The sequence below is a fragment of the Gluconacetobacter liquefaciens genome (genome assembly GCF_003350405.1).
In the GTDB taxonomy this organism is placed as follows: Bacteria; Pseudomonadota; Alphaproteobacteria; order Acetobacterales; family Acetobacteraceae; genus Gluconacetobacter; species Gluconacetobacter liquefaciens.
Map to the genome: position 1 here is coordinate 106586 of NZ_QQAW01000006.1, position 19852 is coordinate 126437.

At 64.7% G+C, this 19852-nt stretch carries 13 protein-coding genes; 4 read left to right on the top strand and 9 right to left on the bottom strand.

Features of this window, described 5'->3' with window-relative positions; all coding sequences use genetic code 11:
* Positions 1-32: 32 nt before the first annotated feature.
* From C7453_RS11765 to C7453_RS11775, 3 genes are all read left to right on the top strand, one after another.
* The gene (locus C7453_RS11765; RefSeq protein WP_114727733.1) at positions 33-2222 is read left to right on the top strand and encodes an amylo-alpha-1,6-glucosidase; all 2190 of its coding nucleotides are present in this window, start codon (positions 33-35) and stop codon (positions 2220-2222) included.
* 303 nt (positions 2223-2525) lie between these two features.
* Positions 2526-3908 (top strand): lytic transglycosylase domain-containing protein, encoded by a 1383-nt coding sequence (locus C7453_RS11770; protein ID WP_114727734.1) that lies wholly within the window; start codon positions 2526-2528, stop codon positions 3906-3908.
* Between the two features lie 71 nt (positions 3909-3979).
* Entirely contained in the window at positions 3980-4534 is a 555-nt protein-coding gene (locus C7453_RS11775) for a peroxiredoxin (RefSeq protein WP_245949009.1), read from the top strand.
* Between the two features lie 54 nt (positions 4535-4588).
* On the opposite strand, the gene C7453_RS11780 is transcribed toward C7453_RS11775, so the two are convergent.
* Positions 4589-5110 carry a hypothetical protein gene (locus tag C7453_RS11780; RefSeq protein ID WP_114727736.1) on the bottom strand — a complete coding sequence of 174 codons (522 nt, stop codon included), beginning with the start codon at positions 5108-5110 and terminating at the stop codon, positions 4589-4591.
* Between the two features lie 51 nt (positions 5111-5161).
* The gene (locus C7453_RS11785; protein ID WP_141289134.1) at positions 5162-6544 is read right to left on the bottom strand and encodes a hypothetical protein; all 1383 of its coding nucleotides are present in this window, start codon (positions 6542-6544) and stop codon (positions 5162-5164) included.
* Positions 6545-7051: 507 nt separating this feature from the next.
* On the opposite strand from C7453_RS11785, the gene C7453_RS11790 reads away from it, so the two are divergent.
* The gene (locus C7453_RS11790) at positions 7052-7585 is read left to right on the top strand and encodes a VOC family protein (protein WP_174788008.1); all 534 of its coding nucleotides are present in this window, start codon (positions 7052-7054) and stop codon (positions 7583-7585) included.
* 43 nt (positions 7586-7628) lie between these two features.
* On the opposite strand, the gene C7453_RS11795 is transcribed toward C7453_RS11790, so the two are convergent.
* The 7 genes from C7453_RS11795 to C7453_RS11825 form a co-directional block, all read right to left on the bottom strand.
* A complete protein-coding gene (locus C7453_RS11795; RefSeq protein WP_174788007.1) occupies positions 7629-8555 on the bottom strand; it encodes a L,D-transpeptidase in 927 nt (308 codons plus the stop codon).
* Between the two features lie 202 nt (positions 8556-8757).
* Entirely contained in the window at positions 8758-11175 is a 2418-nt protein-coding gene (locus C7453_RS11800) for an ABC transporter permease (protein ID WP_114727738.1), read from the bottom strand.
* On the bottom strand, positions 11175-12557 hold the full coding sequence (locus C7453_RS11805; protein WP_114727739.1) for a TolC family outer membrane protein: 1383 nt from the start codon (positions 12555-12557) through the stop codon (positions 11175-11177). Before C7453_RS11805 ends, C7453_RS11800 begins: the two co-directional genes overlap by 1 nt.
* Before the next feature lie 131 nt (positions 12558-12688).
* A complete protein-coding gene (locus C7453_RS11810; RefSeq protein WP_114727740.1) occupies positions 12689-15154 on the bottom strand; it encodes an ABC transporter permease in 2466 nt (821 codons plus the stop codon).
* A 94-nt stretch (positions 15155-15248) separates the two neighbouring features.
* Positions 15249-17720 carry an ABC transporter permease gene (locus C7453_RS11815; RefSeq protein WP_114727741.1) on the bottom strand — a complete coding sequence of 824 codons (2472 nt, stop codon included), beginning with the start codon at positions 17718-17720 and terminating at the stop codon, positions 15249-15251.
* 33 nt (positions 17721-17753) lie between these two features.
* Positions 17754-18437, bottom strand: a complete 684-nt coding sequence (locus C7453_RS11820; protein WP_114727742.1) for an ABC transporter ATP-binding protein — start codon at positions 18435-18437, stop codon at positions 17754-17756.
* Between the two features lie 34 nt (positions 18438-18471).
* Positions 18472-19794, bottom strand: coding sequence for an efflux RND transporter periplasmic adaptor subunit (locus tag C7453_RS11825; RefSeq protein ID WP_245949000.1), 1323 nt, complete (start codon positions 19792-19794; stop codon positions 18472-18474).
* Between the last annotated feature and the right edge of the window lie 58 nt (positions 19795-19852).

Consider the following 19852-nt stretch of genomic DNA (forward strand, 5'->3'; position numbering starts at 1 on the left):
AGATAACCGTTTCAAAGCGAAGGACCCCCGTCATGGACAGCCAAACAGAAACCCAGACGCACGCCGGGGAACTGGACGGCTTCCCCGTCGCCGCGAAATCCCTCCTGTCGGAACGCCGCCTGCATACGCTCAAACAGGGCGACATGTTCGGGGTCTTCGACCAGACGGGCGATATCCTCTACGGCGACGGCATCGCCGACGGCCTCTATTTCCACGACACGCGCTATCTGTCCGGCCTGTCGATGAGCCTCCAGGGCACGCGCCCCATCCTGCTGTCCTCCACGGTGCGCGAAAACAACGTGATGCTGTCGGTCGACCTGACCAACACGGATATCGACGGCCCGGACGGCCGGTACATGAATCACGACCTGCTGCATGTGCGGCGGTCGCGCTTCCTGTGGAACCGGGTCTGCTACGAGCGCGTCGAAATCCGCAATTTCGACGTCGAACCCCGCACGGCCCTGCTCGATATCCGTTTCCTAGCCGACTTCGCCGACCTGTTCGAGGCACGCGGCTCCACCCGCCCCCGGCGCGGCACGATGGGCGCGCCGGAGGTCGGCGAGGCCGAAGTCAAACTCTCCTATGACGGCCTGGACGACCGGCGCCGCACCACCATGCTGCGCTTCTGGCCGCCGCCGGCCGAACTCACCGCCCAGCACGCCGCCTTCCGCTTCGACCTGCCCCCGGGCCAGCGCGTGCTGATCCATTACGAAATCGAGTGCGACCCCACCGAGCGGCACGAAGCCCAGCCCAACCGCCGCTTCCTGCGCGGCGCGGTCGAGGCACGGCGCGCCCTGCGCCTGTCCTCCTCCCGCGCGGCGGCGATCGCGACCTCGAACGAGATCTTCAACGAGGCCATCCGCCGCTGCATCTGCGACATCTACATGCTGCTGACGGACAAGAAGACCGGCCCCTACCCCTATGCCGGCGTGCCCTGGTTCAGCACCGCCTTCGGCCGCGACGCCCTGATCACCGCCATGCTCACCCTGTGGCTGGACCCGGAAATCGCGCGCGGCGTGCTGGCCTATCTCGCCCGCCACCAGGCCCACACCGAAGACCCGATCGCCGACGCCGAGCCCGGCAAGATCCTGCACGAAGTGCGGCACGGCGAGATGGCCGAACTGGGCGAGGTCCCGTTCCGCCATTACTACGGCTCGATCGATTCCACGCCACTCTTCGTCATGCTGGCCGGCCAGTATCTGGAACGCACCGGCGACGTGGCGCTGATGACGACGATCTGGCCGAACATCGAACGCGCCGTCGAATGGATCGACCGCTACGGCGACCGCGACGGCGACGGCTTCGTCGAATATGGCCGCCGCAACAAGGACGGGCTGATCAACCAGGGCTGGAAAGACAGCTACGACAGCATCTTCCATGCTGACGGCACTCTCGCCGAAGGGCCGATCGCCCTGTGCGAAGTCCAGGCCTATGTCTACGCCGCGCGCCGCGCCGCCGCGACCATCGGCCGCCGCCTGGGCCGCACCGCCTATGCCGACCGGCAGGACCAGTTGGCCGACGCCCTGCGCGTCGCCTTCAATGACCGGTTCTGGATCGAGGAACTCGGCACCTACGCCCTGGCGCTCGACGGCCACAAGAGGCCCTGCCGCGTCCGGTCGTCGAACGCCGGCCATATCCTGCTGACCGATATCGCAACCCCCGACCGCGTGCCGCGCCTGGTCGCCGGGCTGATGCACCGTTCGTCCTTCTCCGGCTGGGGCATCCGCACCATCCCCGAGGGCGAGGCCCGCTATAATCCGATGGCCTATCACAACGGCTCGGTCTGGCCGCACGACAATGCCCTGATCGGGCTGGGTTTCGCCCGCCACGGCTATCGCGACGAGGCCGAGCGGCTGTTCCGGGGCATGTTCGACGCCGCGTTCCACACCGACCTGCGGCGCCTGCCGGAACTGTTCTGCGGCTTCACCCGCAACCGCGCGGAAGGGCCGGTGCGCTACCCGGTCGCCTGCTCGCCGCAGGCGTGGGCGGCCGCGACATTGCCGGCCCTGGTCCAGTCGGTCCTCGGCCTGAGCTTCGACCCGACGGCGGTCGCCGTGCATTTCCAGCGCCCCCGCCTGCCCGATTTCCTGGAACAGATGACGCTCTACAACCTCGAAGTCGGCGGCGACAAAGTCACGGTGCGCCTGGTGCGCGTCGACGAGGAAGTCGCGATCAACGTCGTCCGGCGCACGCAATCCATCCAGGTGCAGATCACGAACTGACCACGGGCAGGGCCGGTGCGAAAAGCCGGCCCCAACGTCCCCATGCTCCGACAGGCCGACACGATCGCTACGGCAACGCGATCATGTTGCGCGGAAGTACGGCGTTCTATAAAGATTTAGGACAGATTCTTCCTCTCTGACCTGAACTTCCGCCCAGGACCGGCACACGCTCGCGATGAAGATGACCATTCTCACGTCCGAAACGGGGTCCGGTCCCTATTTTCGCCATAATCGGCGCCAAATTTCTGCCTTTCCCTCGGCGCTCCCCTTGCGGATCTCGCGCCCGTCCCGGATGAACGCCCGATGACCCGACAGAAGCAGGCCCGCCCCACCCGTCCGTCCCGGCGCGCGACGGAGCGCGCGTGCGACCTGTCGCAACGGGTACAGGGCCGGCTCGCCATCCGTATCGCCGGCGCGCTCGGACTGACCGGCCTGCTGGCAGCCTGCGCCACCGATCCGGGACAACATGCCCCGGTGATGCAGGAAGCCGCGGAATATCGGGCCCACGCCAAATCCTTCTACGCGCCGCCCGGCCCGCCCGACGATCCATGGGGCCCCTATATCATGGAAGCCTCCAAGCGATTCGACGTGCCGGATACCTGGATCCGCTCGGTCATGCAGCGCGAATCCGGCGGCCAACTCTTCCGCAACGGTCAGTTCGTCACCTCGGCCCCCGGCGCGATGGGCCTGATGCAGCTCATGCCACCGACCTATGACGAAATGAAGGGCCAGTACGGGCTGGGCGACGATCCCTTCAATCCCCGCGACAACATCATGGCCGGCACCGCCTATATCCGGCAGATGTACGATATCTACGGCTCCCCCGGCTTCCTGGCGGCCTACAATACGGGTCCCGGCCGGCTGGACGACTTCCTGCTGCACCACCGGTCGCTCCCGCGCGAAACCCGTAACTACGTCGCGGCAATCGGCCCGCAGATCGCTGGCATCACCCCCAATGTCCGCTCGCAGGCCGACCTGATGGTCGAAGCCCACGATGTCGCACGCGGCCATGTCTACGCCGCCGCACAGACCAGCACCGAAACCAGTTCCGTGCGCGCTGCCTGGGCCCACCGCAACGCTCATCAGGGCAGCAGCAACGACAGCCAGCCGATCCAGGTGGCCGAGGCTCCGGCGGAGGCGACTGCCTCCCCTGCGCCGGCCTATACGGCGTGGAAGGCCGTGGCTCCCGCCGGTCAGGGCACGTCGGCCGATGCCGTCCGCGCCGCCTGGGCCTCCCGCGCGCAGTCGGAAGATACCGACAGCGCAACGGCGTCCCCGGCACCCGTCGCCATCGCATCCACCGCCCCCGTTTCGGCCCACGCGCCCGCGCCTCAGCCCACCTCGTCCACCGGGCACGGTTTCCAACTCGTCCGCCCCGCCATGGCCGAGCCCGCGCCGCTGTTGCGACGCGGCAGCCTGGCGCCGGCCCAGCGTGACTGGGCGATCCAGGTCGGCGCGTTCGGCACCGCATCGCTGGCCTCTCAGGCCACGGGTCATGCGCGCAGCCGCGCCGCCGCCGTGCTGGCCAGTGCCCGTCCGCAGGTCGCCGGCGTCCACGCCCCCCACGGCATGCTCTATCGCGCCCGGCTGACCGGCCTGTCGCATGACGCGGCGGTCGAAGCGTGCCATCGCCTGTCGACGGGGTCGGACAATTGCGTCATCATTTCGCCTGACTCGCGGTCCTGATCGCACACCTCCCGTTGAAAGGTCCGCCCATGCTCCGCTCCGCCGTCCTCCGTCGCGCCACCCGGTTGAGCATGGTGCTCCCCGTCGCCCTCACCCTGTCGGGCATCACGCTACTGTCCTTCTCCGTGGCCAAGGCCGCGCTGCCGCTGGGCAGCACGGCGCCCCTGTTCGACACTCCGGCCAGCCTGGGCGGCAAGCAGTTCAATTTCTCGCTGGCCGAGGCCCTGCATAAGGGTCCGGTGGTCCTGTATTTCTATCCGGCGGCCTTCACGCGCGGCTGCACCATCGAAGCCCATGATTTCGCCGACGCGATGGACCAGTTCAAGGCACTGGGCGCCACGGTCATCGGCGTCTCGATGGACAAGATCGAAACGCTGGACCGCTTCTCGGTCAGCGAATGCCGCAGCCGTTTCCCCGTCGCTTCAGACCCGGCAGGCAAGATCGCCAGTTCCTACGATTCCAAGATGAAACTGCTGCATTACGCCAACCGCACGTCCTATGTAATCGCGCCGGACGGCCATATTCTCTACGCCTACAGCGCCATGGCCCCCGAAGGCCATATCAGCGGCACCCTGGCCGCCCTGCGCGCCTGGAAAGCGGTCGGATCCACCACGCCCCAGCACTGACGCGCTGTCGCAACCACGCCCGGCCTCGACGAGGCCCCATTGTCCATCAGGTTCTCAGGGAACGGATTTCGCCGTTCCCATGACGGCCAGACACCGATCCCGCACCACGCGCAACCCGTCGTCACGCACCTTCCGCAGGGCGGCACGGCTACGCCGGATATACCCCTTCAGGTCCGGCACTTCGTCATGCATGAATGGATGGGCGCAAACCCGTGCCGGGTCCAATGCAGGCGTCGCCGGGTCCAGTAGCGGCAGAACAAGGCGCGGCTTCTGCGGCAACGCCAGGGCAAGCGCCGCCGAGACCGCAGCCCCGCTATCCGCATCCAGCCCCGGCCCCATCGCCGGCACCAGCGCCAGCCAAGCGGGGTCCGCCGCAGCGATCCCGTCAGTCACGGTATCGAACGTATCGGCATCGTCCAGCGCGCCCAATGCCTGCGCCGCACCATCGGCCCGGATCGCCGCCGCCACGCTGGCAGGTGTCGGCGCGCCCGAAGCCGCAGGTTGGGCGGCCCAGGCAGGCGACCGGGCAAGCAAAGCTGACAGAACAAGACAAGGGAGCAATCCGGATTTTGTCATCACATGATCATGAGCGAAGCCAGACGCTTTGAAAAGCCGGCGTTCGCGCCCTCACCGGCCCACTCCCTCCGGGTCCAGCACACGGATAACGGCCCGCGTATCCCGCCCCACCTGACGCATGCGGTCGGCAACAAGCCGCGTCATCGACGCCTGCTCCGCCGCGGGCGCGCGACGCGACACGCTATTCATATCAAGATCAGCCGCATCCGCCACTACGACATCGGCATCCGGAAAAATCCTGACCAGTTGTGCATCAAGCTCATCCGCCACAGCGGCGGATTGCGCCGACACGATCTCCCGCACCGACGACGCCCCCAACCGCTCCAGCGATCCGTCATCGGACGTATCACGCAACGCCGCCAGCAGCGGATCATCCATGTCATGCGCCCGATAGGCCGCCGACATCCGACGATATTGATAATTCTCCAGCACGATATGCCGATTGGTCACACGGGTCACCGCGGCAACCTGCGGACCATGTATCCCCAGCATATCCAGCGCCCCGATTCCGACCATCGTCAGCGCTCCGACACCGGGCAGCACGCGCGCATGATAAGGCTGCCCCAGATCCTGCACGTAATGGATCGCCCAGCCGGCAAACCGCCAGCCCCAGTAAGGATGCCCCTGCGCAAACGCGAAGCGCGACAGCGTCATGAACAGATGAATCCGCGCTTCGGGATAGGTATGCTGAAGATACCCAGCCGCCCGATAGACAAGGCCGCTCTCGTGGTAGAACCCCATATGGAACGGCGCCTGCGTGCCATATGACAGATGCGGATTCCCAAACGGCTGCGCGCCATAACCGTAGCGTCCGCCCTGCGCCGAGCCACTATCCGCCCACAACCCGATATCCAACCCAAGATCGGGCTCATTCGTCGCGGTCGCCACCACATCGGCCACCCGCAACACATCTCCTTCGCTCACCCGCTCCAGAGAACCAGCCTCCGTATCCTCCAGACTTTCCAGAACGCTCGCGGAAGACCAAGGCAACACGCGCTCCGCCGGCACCCCAACACCCGGCAGCCGCTGCACATAAAGATCCAGCATCATCCCCTCATTCACCCGGATCGCATGTACAAACCCGGCCCTGAGCGACGCAGCATCCTTCCCCACTGCCGATGCTCCCCCAAACCGCAGAGCATCCGGCCGCGGCGCATAGAATGGCAGATGCGCCCGCGCCCAAATCTCCTCCCCCTCCAGCGCAGCCGGCAAGCGATCGGACACATCGCCCAGAAACGAACCCAGCGTCTCCGCCGTGACCACACGCTCGGCCATGCCCGGCATCACTGCCACGGCCTGCCAGGTACAAAGTGGATGGTTACTCCACCCCAGCGCCGTCGATGGCAGAAGAACAGCAAGAGTACCCAATAGTCCGCCCTGCCTTACCCAGGAACTTACCTGGCGGTTCATCAGGGATGCGGTACCAGCCAGCATGGTTCATCCTTCGGCAAGAAAAGCCGGGCCAAAGCGGATCATCCTCGCCTACCCGATCGCCACAGGATAACGCGCGCATGCCGCCCCGTCGTCGCGCCCGCGTCCCCATCATCAAACATTCAAGAACACACCAGAGAGGCGAACAAAAAAGCAGTCGCCTTTTCGTATCGGATTGCGACCACGCCTATGTCACTTCGCCGCACGCGCGCTCGGCAAGCCGACTTTTCCCATAGCCTGTCAGCATGAAATCCCATCAGGACGATTCCTGATCGCAATCGCCTTCTTTCAGAGCGGCTCAGGCTACGGGTAACGAAACCGTGTTCGTCTCATGGCGGAAAACTGCGCCGTCCCAAGGTTCAAAAATCATACCCAGAACGTTCCGTTACCAGGGCCACAGAGGGCGTCCTGCCGGAAAGGTGACATTTCACCCCATGCCTCTAACGGTGTTTCCGTTGGCAGATACCCTCACCGTCATCACCCTATGGGCCCAGGAGAGGAGTATTTTCCATGACATCCAATGGCCTGCCGCGGGGCATCGACCATGTCGGCATGACCGTGCCCGATCTCGAAGCCGCCTCGACTTTCTTCGTGAATGCGTTCGGCGCTGTTCCGCTCTATGACAATCTCAAGCGCACACAGCCGCCGTTTTCCGGTCCGGATACTGAAAAGACCCTGGGCCTGGTCAAGGGCACGCAGGTCGTGACGATGCGCATGATGCGTCTGGGCAATGGCGCGGGCCTGGAACTGTTCGAGATGCAGGCGCCGGAACAGGCAAAGCCCGCACGGGCGAGCGATCTGGGCCTGCAACATTTCGCCGTCTATGTTGACGACATCCAGGCCGGAGCCAAACGGTTCACGGATGCAGGTGGCGTGCTGCTGACGGAACCGGGCAAACAGCTCGGGATCGAAGAAGGAAAAGGAAATTTTTTCTGCTACGGACGCACGCCATGGGGCATGACGATCGAACTCCTCTGCACACCGGATCGTAGCGGCTTCGACACGATCGAACCCCAACCCCGCTACATACCGCCACCGCGCTGAACAAGACGTTCCTGACAGGCTCCGCGCATATCCGATCAGACGCTCAGATCATCCCCTCGCTCTGCGCGGAGTCCACCACCACCAGCGCATCCCCCGCAATCGGCGAAGGCGTGCGATCTCGCGGCAGCAAGGCCCGAAAGCGGCCATCATAACTGGCCGCCTGTTCATACTGCACGTCCAGCAGCCCATGCCGATCCATAAAACGGTTCAGCGCCGCCGGAATGCGCACGCACCCTTCCGAAGCCGGATGCCCCAAACGCGCCTCCAGAAAATCCGGGTCGGTCGCATGAATTTCCAGCCTGATCTGCCCCTGCTCCCGGTCAGCCCGCCAGCCTTTCACGGCCCATTGCCAGCCCATATCCCACACCCGCATGCCGCGCGCACCCAATCCGCGAATACCATGCTCGTTGCGCGTACCCTCGGCACGATAGCCCAGCCGATCAGGCGAATTGATGAACACCCCGGTCGGCGTCAGGTAATAATATTTACGCCCCGCCTGCCCGGTCGAAACCCGGGTTCCTCCCAACACCACCCACGCATCATCATCCGGTAGCGCAAGCACAAAGCAGACTCGCTGCACACGCGGATTACGATCCACCACCATCAGCACCTGCGCCCGGTCGATCGTCATTTTGTCCCGCGCCAGTTGCGCCCGTGCCATCGCAACCCATCGGTCGGCATCCCTGGCCGATACCGTCTGAAAATGCGGAATCTCACGCCGCATGGCCAGAAGCAGATGCTGCGCCTCGGCCCTTGCGGCCGCGTCATCCAGCGCCGGCAGGGGGGGAATATCAAGCGCGGGAGCAACCTGCTCCGCTGGCGCGCCCGTCGGCGCGGGCGCGGCCGGAGGCACCACCGTCTCGGGAAGCAGCGGCATCGGATCGGCCAACGCGGCCCCGGTCGCAAACAGGAGGAAAAACACCGCCAGGAAGCCGGCCCCTGAACCCGCCACCGGAAAATCTGTCCGCATGCTTCCCCTCTTCGCCGCGGGCTGCCAGCTGCACCGTACGAGCGTTCCCGCTCCGCCAACGCCGGCCACCCGCGATCTTGACGCTTGAAAAGCCCCGACGTTCCCCGACCCGAGACCGGAGAATAGCGGTTTTATCCGCAGTGTTGCTCAATCCTCACGGATCATATCATGCGTCATCCCCATTTCCGGCATGCAGCCCTTCTTACCCTGCCCTCAGCGAAGCAGCCGGCGGATTGGCCACAGCCCTGGCCGACTGCCCAAGCACGGTCAGCAGCGCGATCAATCCCGCCCCACCGGCCGCGATCACGAAAGGCCACGGCGTCAGCGCAATCCGCTGATCGAACCCCGACAGCCACCGGCTCATGAACACCCAGGCGACCGGCCAGGCGATCACGTTCGCGATAAAGACCGGCCGCAGAAACTGGCCCACCAGCAAGGTCAGGACCTGCCGACGATCCGCGCCCAGCACCTTGCGCACCCCGATCTCATGCCGGCGACGCGACACGTTGAACGACGACAGGCCGAACAGCCCCAGACAGGCAATCCCGATCGCCACAGCGGAACCAATGCCGAACAACGTGCCGTAATTCTGGTCGCTGCGAAAATCGTCGGCAAAAATATCGCTTACCCCCTGACCCGAAAACGGAACATCCGGCGCGATTTTTGCCCAGGCCGACCGCAGGCGCGCCATTTCCTCGGCCTGCGACACACCGTCATAGCGGATGATCACCACCGCATCCTCGAAGGATCCCGTCCGGCCCAGATACAGCAGCGGCTGCATCGCTTGATGAGCGTCGCCGAAACGAATGTCGTCGATTACCCCAATGATACGACAACAGGGCCGATTAGCCAGATCCGGGCGCACGACCTGCCCCACCGCCGCCTGCGGCGACGCAAACCCGAACCGTTCCGCCGCCAGGCGCGAAATGACGACGTTGACATCCGTCCCCTCATGCTGCGGGTCGGCGTGATAATCATTGCCCAGATGCTCGTCGAACAAACGCCCTGCAACCAGCGTCGCCCCAATCGCCTCGAAATAGCCCGGAGCCGCACGGCCCCAGTGAACGGGAACAAGGCGCGCATCGCCCGGACGGCGAAAATTGTCGGCGTTGTTGACATAATGAGCATACATGTCCGATCGCGTGGCGATCCGCACCCCCGGCACCTCGCCCAGCCGCCGCACGATCTCCTCCTGCCGCACCGTCAGACCGGCATCCGCCAACGCATTAATGACGATCACGCCATCCTTGCTGATCCCCCGATCCAGCACCCGAACGAACGCCGCCTGATCGGTCATCACGATCGTGCACACGGCCAGCACGATGGCAAACCCGAATTGCAGCACCACCAGCACGCTGCGCAACATGCTCTCGACCCGCCCGCCCGTCGGCATCCGGCTCGCTGCCAGCACCGCCGCCGGACGAAACGACGACAGCACCAGCGCGGGATAGATCCCGGCAACGATCCCCACGACCAGCACGATCAATACCGATACCGGCAACACGAAGCGCCAGTCGAAGGCGACATCCCATCCCCCCAGCATGTTGACCCAGCGCAGCGAGAGTTCCGTCAGCGCCAGCCCGATCAGCACCGACACCCCGACCAGCATGATCGCGTCGCCCATGAAGCGCGCGATCAGCGCGGCGCGGGTCGCCCCCAGCACTTTGCGCATCGCCACCTCACGCGCCCGCAGCCCCGACCGCGCGGTGGCCAGATTGACGTAATTCACGATCGCGGTCCCCAGCGCCGCCACGCCGACCAACCCCAGGATATCGATCAGCCGCCGGCTGGCCCCACCCTCCCCGATCGACGCATTATGAAAATGCACCGCGCGCAACGGCACCAACGTCAACCCGCCATCGCCATAGGTGAAACGGACCAGGCTTTCCTTCCAGTTTCCGGGGTGTCGATACGGGTATCGGCGCAATCCGGCGGCAATCCGCGGCACCGCTGCGGCATCGTCAATTCTTACCCATATATGCCCCCACTGGCTTCCCCAGTTGCGAAATGGCCATTTATCCATCCAGGAACTGGGAAAAACGGCGATGATCCTGAAATCGCCGGTGGCATTGGGCGGCGTATCCGCCACAATGGCCGACACCACACTCTCGTCATGGCTATTGTCGATCCGCATCCGGCGACCGATCGCATGGACGGTGCCGAAATATTTCCGCGCCATGCTCGCCGACAGCACCACCTTGCCAGGCCCATCGAGCGCGGTCGCCTTGTTCCCTTCCAGAAGAGGCAGATCGAAGACCGAGAAAAAATTCCGGTCGGTCAATGTCACCGCATCGCGTCCCAGTACGTCCCCGGCCCGCACGGGCACCTGATTTTCGAAAACGCGAACCGCCTGGCTGATTTCCGGAAAATCCTGCTCCATGAAAGGAACGGGCACGAAACTGATATAGCTCGATTCATAAGGCGCCCGCCCGGCCGGGCGAAAAACATCATCGACCTGATAGATATGCGACGCACCGGGCAGATAGCTGTCATACCCGTATTCGTACCGCACGATCAGCATCATCGTCAGAAAGACGGCAACCCCCAGCCCCAGTCCTAGCAGGTTGATCGCCCCATAGCCCCCATGCCGGGGCAGAATTCTGAAACCCGACGCAAACATCACTTGCTCTCCCCTGTCGGCCCGGAGGACCAGCCCACCCGGTCGAGCGCGGCAATCGGTGTCTGAAGCGGCTCCCACCCGCGCGTCCGCGCGCGCTGCAACGCGGCCGTGCTGTCGTAATGCTGCCCCCCCGGCAACAGGTCGCGGGCCTGCAAACGCCCGATCGAGGCCAGCAGCTTCGCTTCGGCCACGATCGTATCATGGCGGCTGGTCGCCAGATCCACCTGCGCGGCCCGCAGAGTCTGGTCGGCATACAGCACGTCTGTCGTGCTGCGCAGCCCATAGCCATATTCGATCTGGTATCCTTTCAGCGTCGTTTCGCCCGATCGCACCCCGGCGGTGCCGGCCTGGATCGCCTGCAGGCCGTTCTCCACCGCTCGCCAGTTGGTCACCACATCCTGCAACGCCGCCCGCCGGGCCTGCTCCAGATTCTGCCGCGCCTGTTCGTCCTTGTCGCGCGCCTGCCGGATCTGCGCATTATAAAGGTCGCCATTATAAAGCGGCTGCACCAGCGACACCGTACCGCTGACCTGTTCCGAATATTCATGCCCCCGAAACGGCGCCGCCGGCCCCACGGTCCCCAACAGCCCCTGCACCTGAATCTGCGGCCCCCATTGCGAGCGCGCAGTATCGATATCGGCTTCGGTCGCCGACTTCATTTCGCGCGTCTGCGCCAGTTGCGGATTGGCGGCAATGGCCTCCCTGACGGCCTGCTCGATCGAAGGCGGCAGACCGGGCAACCCCTCCGGCATGGTCAATTGCGCCGGCATGACGCCGATAACGGCGCGGAAATTCGCCTCCGACGCCGCCAGCGTCGCCCGTGCCTGCGTCAGCGCCACTTCGGCGGACCGTCGGCGCGTCTCGGCCTGCTCCACATCGGTGCGCGTCACCTGCTCGCCCGGCGCGCCACCCAGATTATAGCGCGAGGTGATCAGCCGCACCTGCCGCACCAGCATCTCGAGGTCGGCCACCCGCACGTCCAACACGTACCGGTCGCGCAGCACATCCATGTAGGCACTGATCGCGGCGGTGAAGACCTGCGATTCCGTCAGCCGCAGGTTTTCCCCCTCAGCCCGCGAGCGCGCATCCGCCGCCCGCACCTGATTGGCGACATGGCCGAAGGAATAAAGCGTCTGCTTGGCCGACACATAGCCTTCCGCGTAATTCGACGTGAAGGTGCCCAGCGCGAAGGCGCTGGTATAAGGCCCCTGCTGGTAGTTCGCATCCATGTTGACCGACACGGTCGGCCGCCATCCGCTGCGCGCCTGCGCCGAATTCTCGGTCACGGCCCGCTGGTTCGCCTGCTCGCCCAGCAGCGTCGGATTACCGCGATAGGCCAACCCGAGCGATTCCTGAAGCGTCTGCCCCGCGGCAGGCGACATGACGGCAAGGGAAAGCCCGCACGCAGCGGCAAGCCTTGCAGAAAATCTGCGCGGAAGCACGGGAACGGCCCGCCAGGTCGCGTCCGGCAGGGCACATGTTCGGTCAGGCTCTGAATAAACACGCATGGCGATCACTCCGCCCGCAAGGCGCGCGCAGGCTCGGCGCGCGCAAGATGAAAGGTCTGTCCAAGGACGGTGAGAATGGCGATGGCAAACGCTCCAGCCACCGCGATCAGGAAATGCGCCGGCGTCAGCGTGATCCGTTCGTCGAACCCCGCCAGCCAACGCCGCATCACAACCCAGGCGACAGGACAGGCCAGCACGCAGGACAAGGCCACCGGTCGGAGAAAATCCCCCAGCAGCAGCGCCACGATCTGGCGCCCGGTCGCGCCCAGCGTCTTGCGAATGCCGATCTCATGCACCCGCCGCGCGGCGGCAAAAGCCGCCAGCCCGTACAACCCCAGGCAGGCGATCAGCAGCGCAGCCGCTGCACCCAGCGTAAAGATCCGTCCCCGCCGCTCATCACCACTGTAATAGGCCGACATCCGTGCATCGACGGCCGAAAAATCGCTGGAAGCATCGGGGAGAATGCCCGCCCATGCACGATTCAACCGACGTACCATGTCAGCTTCCACGATACCTTGAAACCGAACCGCGGGGATGGGGTCGTTGAATGGCTGATTCGCAAGCGTGTTGAAGAAGATGATCTCCGGATAGATGGCCTGGCGAGGCGATTCGAAGCGCATATCGTCGATCACGCCGATGATTCTGGCCGTCATGCCGCCGCTCTTGATGATCTTGCCGATCGCCTGGTCCGGTGCGGCAAAGCCGAATCGCGACACAGCCCCGGCATTGAGAACGACGTTGGCCTTCCGGGTTGGCGCTTCGTCGCGCGGCGGCAGGTCATCCTGCCCGTGGGCAGCATCGAACCAGCGCCCGGCGAGCAGGCGCGGCCGATATACCTCGAAATAGCTGACACTCACGACGTCCTGTAGCAGATAGACGCTTACTGGCCCGGCCGGCCTGTCATAGCTGTAGGTCCCAAGGTTCTTCGTGTCCGGGCGCGGCGCCAATTCGCCGAAGCCGGCCGTGATCACTCCCGGCACGGCACGCAGCGCATCCAGCATCTTCCGCTGGGCAGCCAGATCGTGGCCCGGCATCGCAGACCCGATCAGCAACCCGGAGCGCACATAACCCGGATCGGCGGTGCGCATGAAGACTGTCTGATGGTTGATCACCAGCATGCAGATCACGATCGTGATCGCGATGCCGAACTGCCCCGTCACCAGCGCATCGCGCAGCCGCGCCGCCCCCCGTCCACCGGACGGCATCCGTGCGGCAGCCAGCACGGCGGCCGGGCGATAGCCCGACAAGATCAGGGAAGGATAGATCCCGCAGGCAAATCCGCAGACCAGTATGATGAGTGGCAGAACCACGCCGACCAGCCCGTAGCGCACCACGAGCGCCTCTCCCGTCAGGCTCGCAACCTCTGGCACCAGAAGCTCGCACAGGGCCAGGCCAAGCACGCCGGCAATGAATGCCACCAGTACCGCTTCCCCCATGAACTGCACCAACAGCGTCCGCCGCGAAGCACCAAGCGTCTTGCGGATCGCCACCTCGCGCGCCCGCAGGCCGGCCCGCGCCGTGGCCAGATTGACCGCATTGGCGCAGGCAAGCGCCAGCGCCAGCAAACCCATCAGTCCGATACTGTTGATAACGGTGCGGTCCACCCCGTCCTCGGCATACAGGACATGGAAATCACGGAAGCGCGCCTCCCCCAACTTCGCCAGCAACAGCCCGAAGATCTTCTCAGGATGCGTCCCCAGCGCGTGGGAATCGCTGTCCGCTCCCGCCGCATGGCGCATGACGAAATCGCGCAGCCGCGCGCTCACCGCATCAATATCCCCCGCTCTGCGAAACTTGAGGTAAATCCTGCCGCAATCGCTTCCCCAGCTCAGGAAACAGAACCGGGTCGTCATGTCCTCCGAGGAAAACGGCGCCATCATCTCGATCCCGGAGAAAAGGTCCGGCGTCGTCCGGCGCGCCAGTACGCCGGTCACCGTATGCGTCACGGTCACCCCATTGCGATTGAGCCGCACAGTTCGTCCCATCACCTCGGTCGTTCCGAACAAGCGGATCGCAGCATGATCCGAGAGTACCAGCCCATCCGGCTGCGCCAGCGCCTGGTCCGGCGCCCCATGCAGCAGCTTCAGCCCGAAGACGCTGAAGAAGGCGGGATCGGTCAGGCCGGAAACGAACGAGGAGAAAACCCCGTCCTGCTCCGTCTGCAGTTCGGTGTTTTCAAACCGGGTACCCGCTTCGATCTCTGGGAAATCCTCGCGCAGGAACGGCAGGGCACGAAACGTACTGCCCGCGACCTCACCAGGCGGGGTGCCGGGCATCGTCCAATGGGTGTCCACCCGTACCAGCCTGTCCACATCCGGCAAGGCAGCGTTGAAACTGTATTCATACCGCACCAGCAGGGTCAGCGTCAGAAACACGCCGACCCCCAGCGCAAGCCCGAACATATTAAGCCCGACATAAAGCGGATGCCGCCGCATCTGGCGCAGGACGCTTTTCAGGATGGTCGCAAACACAGGAATGCTCCTCAGATCGCGTCAGGGCGACAGGTCCCCCCTCCCGCCATGGCGGGAGGCAGAGCCAGGATGGAAACAAATACCGTCATGTCGGTTACTGCGCCCGCAGCGCCCGCGCAGGTTCGGCGCGCGCGACACGAAACGTCTGCCCCAGCACCGTCAGCGTCGCGATCAGAAATGCCCCTGCGGTGGCAATCAGGAAATGCAGCGGACTAAGCGACACGCGCTGGTCGAAGCCCGACAGCCACGACCGCATCAAAACCCATGCCACCGGGCACGCCAGCACACAGGCCAGCGCCACCGGCCGCAGGAAATCGCGCAGCAGCAGAATGGCGATCTGCCCGCCCGAAGCCCCCAGCGTCTTGCGAATGCCGATCTCATGCACCCGCCGGATCGCCGAGAAGGCCGCCAGACTATACAACCCCATACAGGCGATCAGCAGCGCCACCACCGCACCGACGGTAAAGATATGTCCCCGCCGTTCATCACCCGTGAAAAACGCCGCCATCCGTTCATCGGCGGGCTGGAAATTGCTCGCAAGGTCCGGCGTAACGCTGGTCCACGCCCGGTTCAGCCGTTCGGCCATCACCGCGCGCGTCACACCCTGAAAACGGACAGCCGGAATGGGATTCACGAACGGCACCCGCGACAGCGTATCGAAGAAGAGGATCTCCGGCCCCACCGGGTCGCGCGGCGAAACGAAACGCACATCGTCGATCACGCCGATAATCCGCGCCTTCAATCCACCCGCCGTCAGAACCTGGCCGACCGCTTGCCCGGGCGTGGAAAAACCCAGCTTTACTGTCGCCTTGGCATTGACCACGACATTGAAACTTCCCGTACCATCCTGAAGATTGCCGGCATCCGGCCCCTCGTCCTGCCCGCGCATGGGGTCAAACCAGCGGCCCGCCAGCAGCCGCGGGCGATAAACCTCGAAATAACCGGACCCAACCCGGTCGAACAGCATCTGGATTTCGACCGGTCCGTTCGGTCCGGCATATTGATAGATCGTGTGGGACAGGGAATGGGGCGCCGGCTCCAGTTCCCCAAAGCCGACCGCCACCACACCGGGCACCGATCGCAGGGTGTCCAGCAGCCTGCGTTGCAGCACAGGGTCGCTGCCGCGCATCTGCTGGCCGATCAGCAGGCCCGATTTCTCATAGCCCCGATCCGCATTGCGCATGAACGCGGTCTGCCGGTCGATCACAAGCGTGCAGATAATGATGGCGATCGCGATCGCGAATTGCCCCGCAACCAGACTATTGCGCAGCCGTGCCGCCCCCCGACCACCCGAGGGCATCCGCGCCGCCGCCAGCACGGCAGCCGGGCGATAGCCGGAAAGGACGGCAGCCGGATGAAACCCGCTGGCCAGCCCGGACAGCACGATCACCACTAGCAGGACAGCCAGCACGAACCCGTATGAAACGGTCACGGCCTCGCCCGTCAGGCTTGCGATCTCTGGTGTCAGAATCTCGCACAACACCAGGCCGACCACCCCGGCGATGGTGGTGACGAACAGCGCCTCGCCCATGAACTGCACGAACAGCAGGCGTCGCGTGGCACCCAGCGTCTTGCGCACAGCCACTTCCCGCGCGCGCAGCCCGGCGCGCGCGGTCGCCAGATTGACCGTATTGGCGCAGGCCAGCACCAGGGCCAGAAACCCGATCAGCCCGATCGCATTGACGACATTGCGATCCACGCCGTCGTCCGAATCCTCGACATTCACATCGTAAAAATGCGTCTGACGCAGCGGAACCAACAGCAATTGGTACATTTTTTCCGGATGCGGGCCGATAGCGACATGATCGTTCTCGGCACCCGATGCATGACGGATGACGAAATCGCGCATCCGCGCACGCATGGCATCGATATCCTCCGGCTTTTTCAGACGCAGGATGACCTCCCCGCAAGACGAGCCCCAATACTGAAAGCACGACCGCGTACGCTCTTCCTCGCCCGGAATGGGCACGACCATTTCGGTATTCGCGAGAAGATTCGGTCCGCGCACCGGTCTCATGACCCCGGTCACGACATGGGCCGATCGCTCCCCCGACCGGTTCAGTTCGACGCGCCGTCCCAGAACATCCAGCGTGCCGAATGCCTTCATCGCGGCCTTTTCGGACAGTACCAACCCGTCCGGCCGTGACAGCGCGTCGTCCGCCACGCCACGCGACAGGCCGATCCCGAACACGCGGAAAAACGACGTGTCGGTCGCATAACCGTCGAATCTCGTGAATTTTCCGTCCCGTTCGATCCGGAATGTCGTGCCGAGGAGACGCAGCGCCTCTTCGATTTCCGGAAAATCCTGTCTCAGAAAAGGCAAGGCATGAAAGGTCGCATCCGCTTCCTCGAGCGGCACGACACCCGCTGGGGTCCAGTGCTCGTCCACCCGCACCAGCCGCCCCACACCCGGCAGGCCGGCGTTGAAGCTGTATTCATACCGCACCAGCAACGCCAGGCTCAGAAACACGCCGATCCCCAGCGCCAGCCCCAGAAGATCGAGCCCGACATAAACCGGGTGCCGCCGCGCCTGCCGCAGGACACCGCGCACGATGGTCATCAGCATCGCCGACACTCCCCTGATCCTGACGGAGACCGCTCAGATCGCATTACGGACCGAGATCACGACCTGCCCGTCCAGCATGTCCACGCGGCGCTTCGCCAGGTCGGCATGGCTGGGCGAATGGGTGACCATCACGATGGTCGCCCCCTCGTCATTCAGGCGCTGGAGAATATCCATCACCTGCGCGCCGTTTTCGGTATCGAGGTTACCGGTCGGTTCGTCCGCCAGGATCAGGCGCGGCTCACCGACGATGGCACGGGCAATCGCCGCGCGCTGCTGCTGGCCGCCCGAAAGCTGCGAGGGATAATGCCGTGCCCGATGGGCAATCCCCACATGGTCCATGGCATGCGCCACCCGCCGCCGCCGCTCGGCCTTGGGCATCCGGCGATAGATCAACGCCAGCTCGATATTCTCCTCGATCGTCAGTTCGTCGATCAGATTGAAACTCTGGAAGACATAACCCAGGTTTTCGCGCCGGAACGCCGCCAGTGCCGCCTCGCCCAGTTCGGTCAGTTCCTGCCCGCCGAAGGAATAGGAGCCCCCTGTCGGCCGGTCGATGGTGCCGAGAATGTTCAGCAGCGTGGACTTGCCGCAGCCCGAAGGCCCCATGATGGCAACGAATTCGCCCGCCTCGATACCAAGCTCGATATCGAGCAGCGCCGTCGTCTCCACCTCGTCGGAGCGGTAGAGGCGCTGGATGTGGGAAAGGGAAATCAGCATGTCCGTTGCATTCCGTTCGTTCGGTGGCCGTTGGTCAGTGAATCGAAAGATGATTGAAATTCTTGTAGGAATTGTAGGACGAGACGATCACGCGGTCCCCCGCGTGCAGCCCCCCCGTAATTTCCACCTGCTCGGGGTTACGCCGCCCGGACGTAATCGTCGCCCGGTCGGCACCATGCCCGTCCGGCGTCATGACAAAGGCCGCCGACCCGCCCCCGGCTTCCAGCCAGGCGCCGTTGGGCAGCACCAGCGCCGGATGCGTCTCACCCAGCGTAATCCGCACATCCACGCTCTCGCCCCGCCGCAACCCGGCCGGCATCGCCCCGTCGAAGGTCAGTTCGGCGCGGAACTGCCCGTTCGTCACCTGCGGATGCACGCGCGCCACCGTCATCGCCACTTTGGCGTCGCCGATCTCGGCATCCGCCCGCTGTCCGACCGAGACCCGGCCCAGATAGAACTCGTCGATATCGGCATCGAGGCGATACTGGCCTTCGCTGTCGATCTGCCCGATCCGGTCACCCGCCTTCAGCGACTGCCCCGGCTGAAGGTCGAAATTCGTCAGCCGCCCCGCCACCGGCGCACGCAGCACCAGCGCGTTCAGACTGTCCTCCACCACTTCCAGATTGCTGCGCAGGCGCTGCGCCTCACGGTCGATCTCATCACTTTGCCGGGCCGCGACCGCCATGTCCTGCGTCCGCGCTGCATCCAGCCGAGCCACACGGTTCGCGTCATAGTCGGCTTCGTCGCGATAGCTTTGCAGATTGGCGTCCGATTCGAACCCCTGGCCATGAAGCTGTTCGTGAATCTCCAGTTCCCGCTGGGCTTTCAGCAGATTATAGCGCGCCTCGCCAAGCTGGCTTTCCTCGCTGGTCCGCGTCTGCTGCAATGCCAGACGCTGTGCGCTGACCGTGCCCAACTGGCTGGCGATCTGCGCCTCGCGGGACGTGACGTCGAGCTGGAGCTGCGGGTTGGTCAGCCGCACGAGAATATCGTCCCTGGCCACCAGCGCGCCGTCGCGCGCCACCACCTCCGCCACCTCGCCACCCTGCACCGCGCCCACATAGGTCACATGCAGCGGCGCCACGCTAGCGCGAACGGGAAGATAATCGAGAAACGGCGCCGAGCGGACGGTCTCGATCGTCAACTGGTCATTGCGTACCGACAGCGTGCCGGAGGCCGGCACCATCCGCCACACGACCACACCGGCCACCACCACGGCCACGGCCGCCCCCCAACGCACGGCACGCCGTACCAGCACGTGGTGGCGCGGACGACGCACCGTCCGATCCATCCCGCCACCGGGGACCGGACGTGCTGGCGACGGCACGGCGTCGGGGGATGAAATCGGTCGGTCCATGCTCTGTTTCCCTCGTTCGCAAACAGTGTATGGTACCCAAACGGATTTTTATCCCATT

Coding starts and splice junctions, on each gene's coding strand:
- C7453_RS11795 (WP_174788007.1), bottom strand. CDS start 8,555: ATGCGGACAGATTTTCCGGTGGCGGGTTCAGGGGCCGGCTTCCTGGCG.
- C7453_RS11820 (WP_114727742.1), bottom strand. CDS start 18,437: ATGCTGATTTCCCTTTCCCACATCCAGCGCCTCTACCGCTCCGACGAG.
- C7453_RS11800 (WP_114727738.1), bottom strand. CDS start 11,175: ATGTTTGCGTCGGGTTTCAGAATTCTGCCCCGGCATGGGGGCTATGGG.
- C7453_RS11765 (WP_114727733.1), top strand. CDS start 33: ATGGACAGCCAAACAGAAACCCAGACGCACGCCGGGGAACTGGACGGC.
- C7453_RS11780 (WP_114727736.1), bottom strand. CDS start 5,110: ATGACAAAATCCGGATTGCTCCCTTGTCTTGTTCTGTCAGCTTTGCTT.
- C7453_RS11825 (WP_245949000.1), bottom strand. CDS start 19,794: ATGGACCGACCGATTTCATCCCCCGACGCCGTGCCGTCGCCAGCACGT.
- C7453_RS11770 (WP_114727734.1), top strand. CDS start 2,526: ATGACCCGACAGAAGCAGGCCCGCCCCACCCGTCCGTCCCGGCGCGCG.
- C7453_RS11815 (WP_114727741.1), bottom strand. CDS start 17,720: ATGCTGATGACCATCGTGCGCGGTGTCCTGCGGCAGGCGCGGCGGCAC.
- C7453_RS11805 (WP_114727739.1), bottom strand. CDS start 12,557: ATGTCGCCTGCCGCGGGGCAGACGCTTCAGGAATCGCTCGGGTTGGCC.
- C7453_RS11790 (WP_174788008.1), top strand. CDS start 7,052: ATGACATCCAATGGCCTGCCGCGGGGCATCGACCATGTCGGCATGACC.
- C7453_RS11785 (WP_141289134.1), bottom strand. CDS start 6,544: ATGCTGGCTGGTACCGCATCCCTGATGAACCGCCAGGTAAGTTCCTGG.
- C7453_RS11775 (WP_245949009.1), top strand. CDS start 3,980: ATGGTGCTCCCCGTCGCCCTCACCCTGTCGGGCATCACGCTACTGTCC.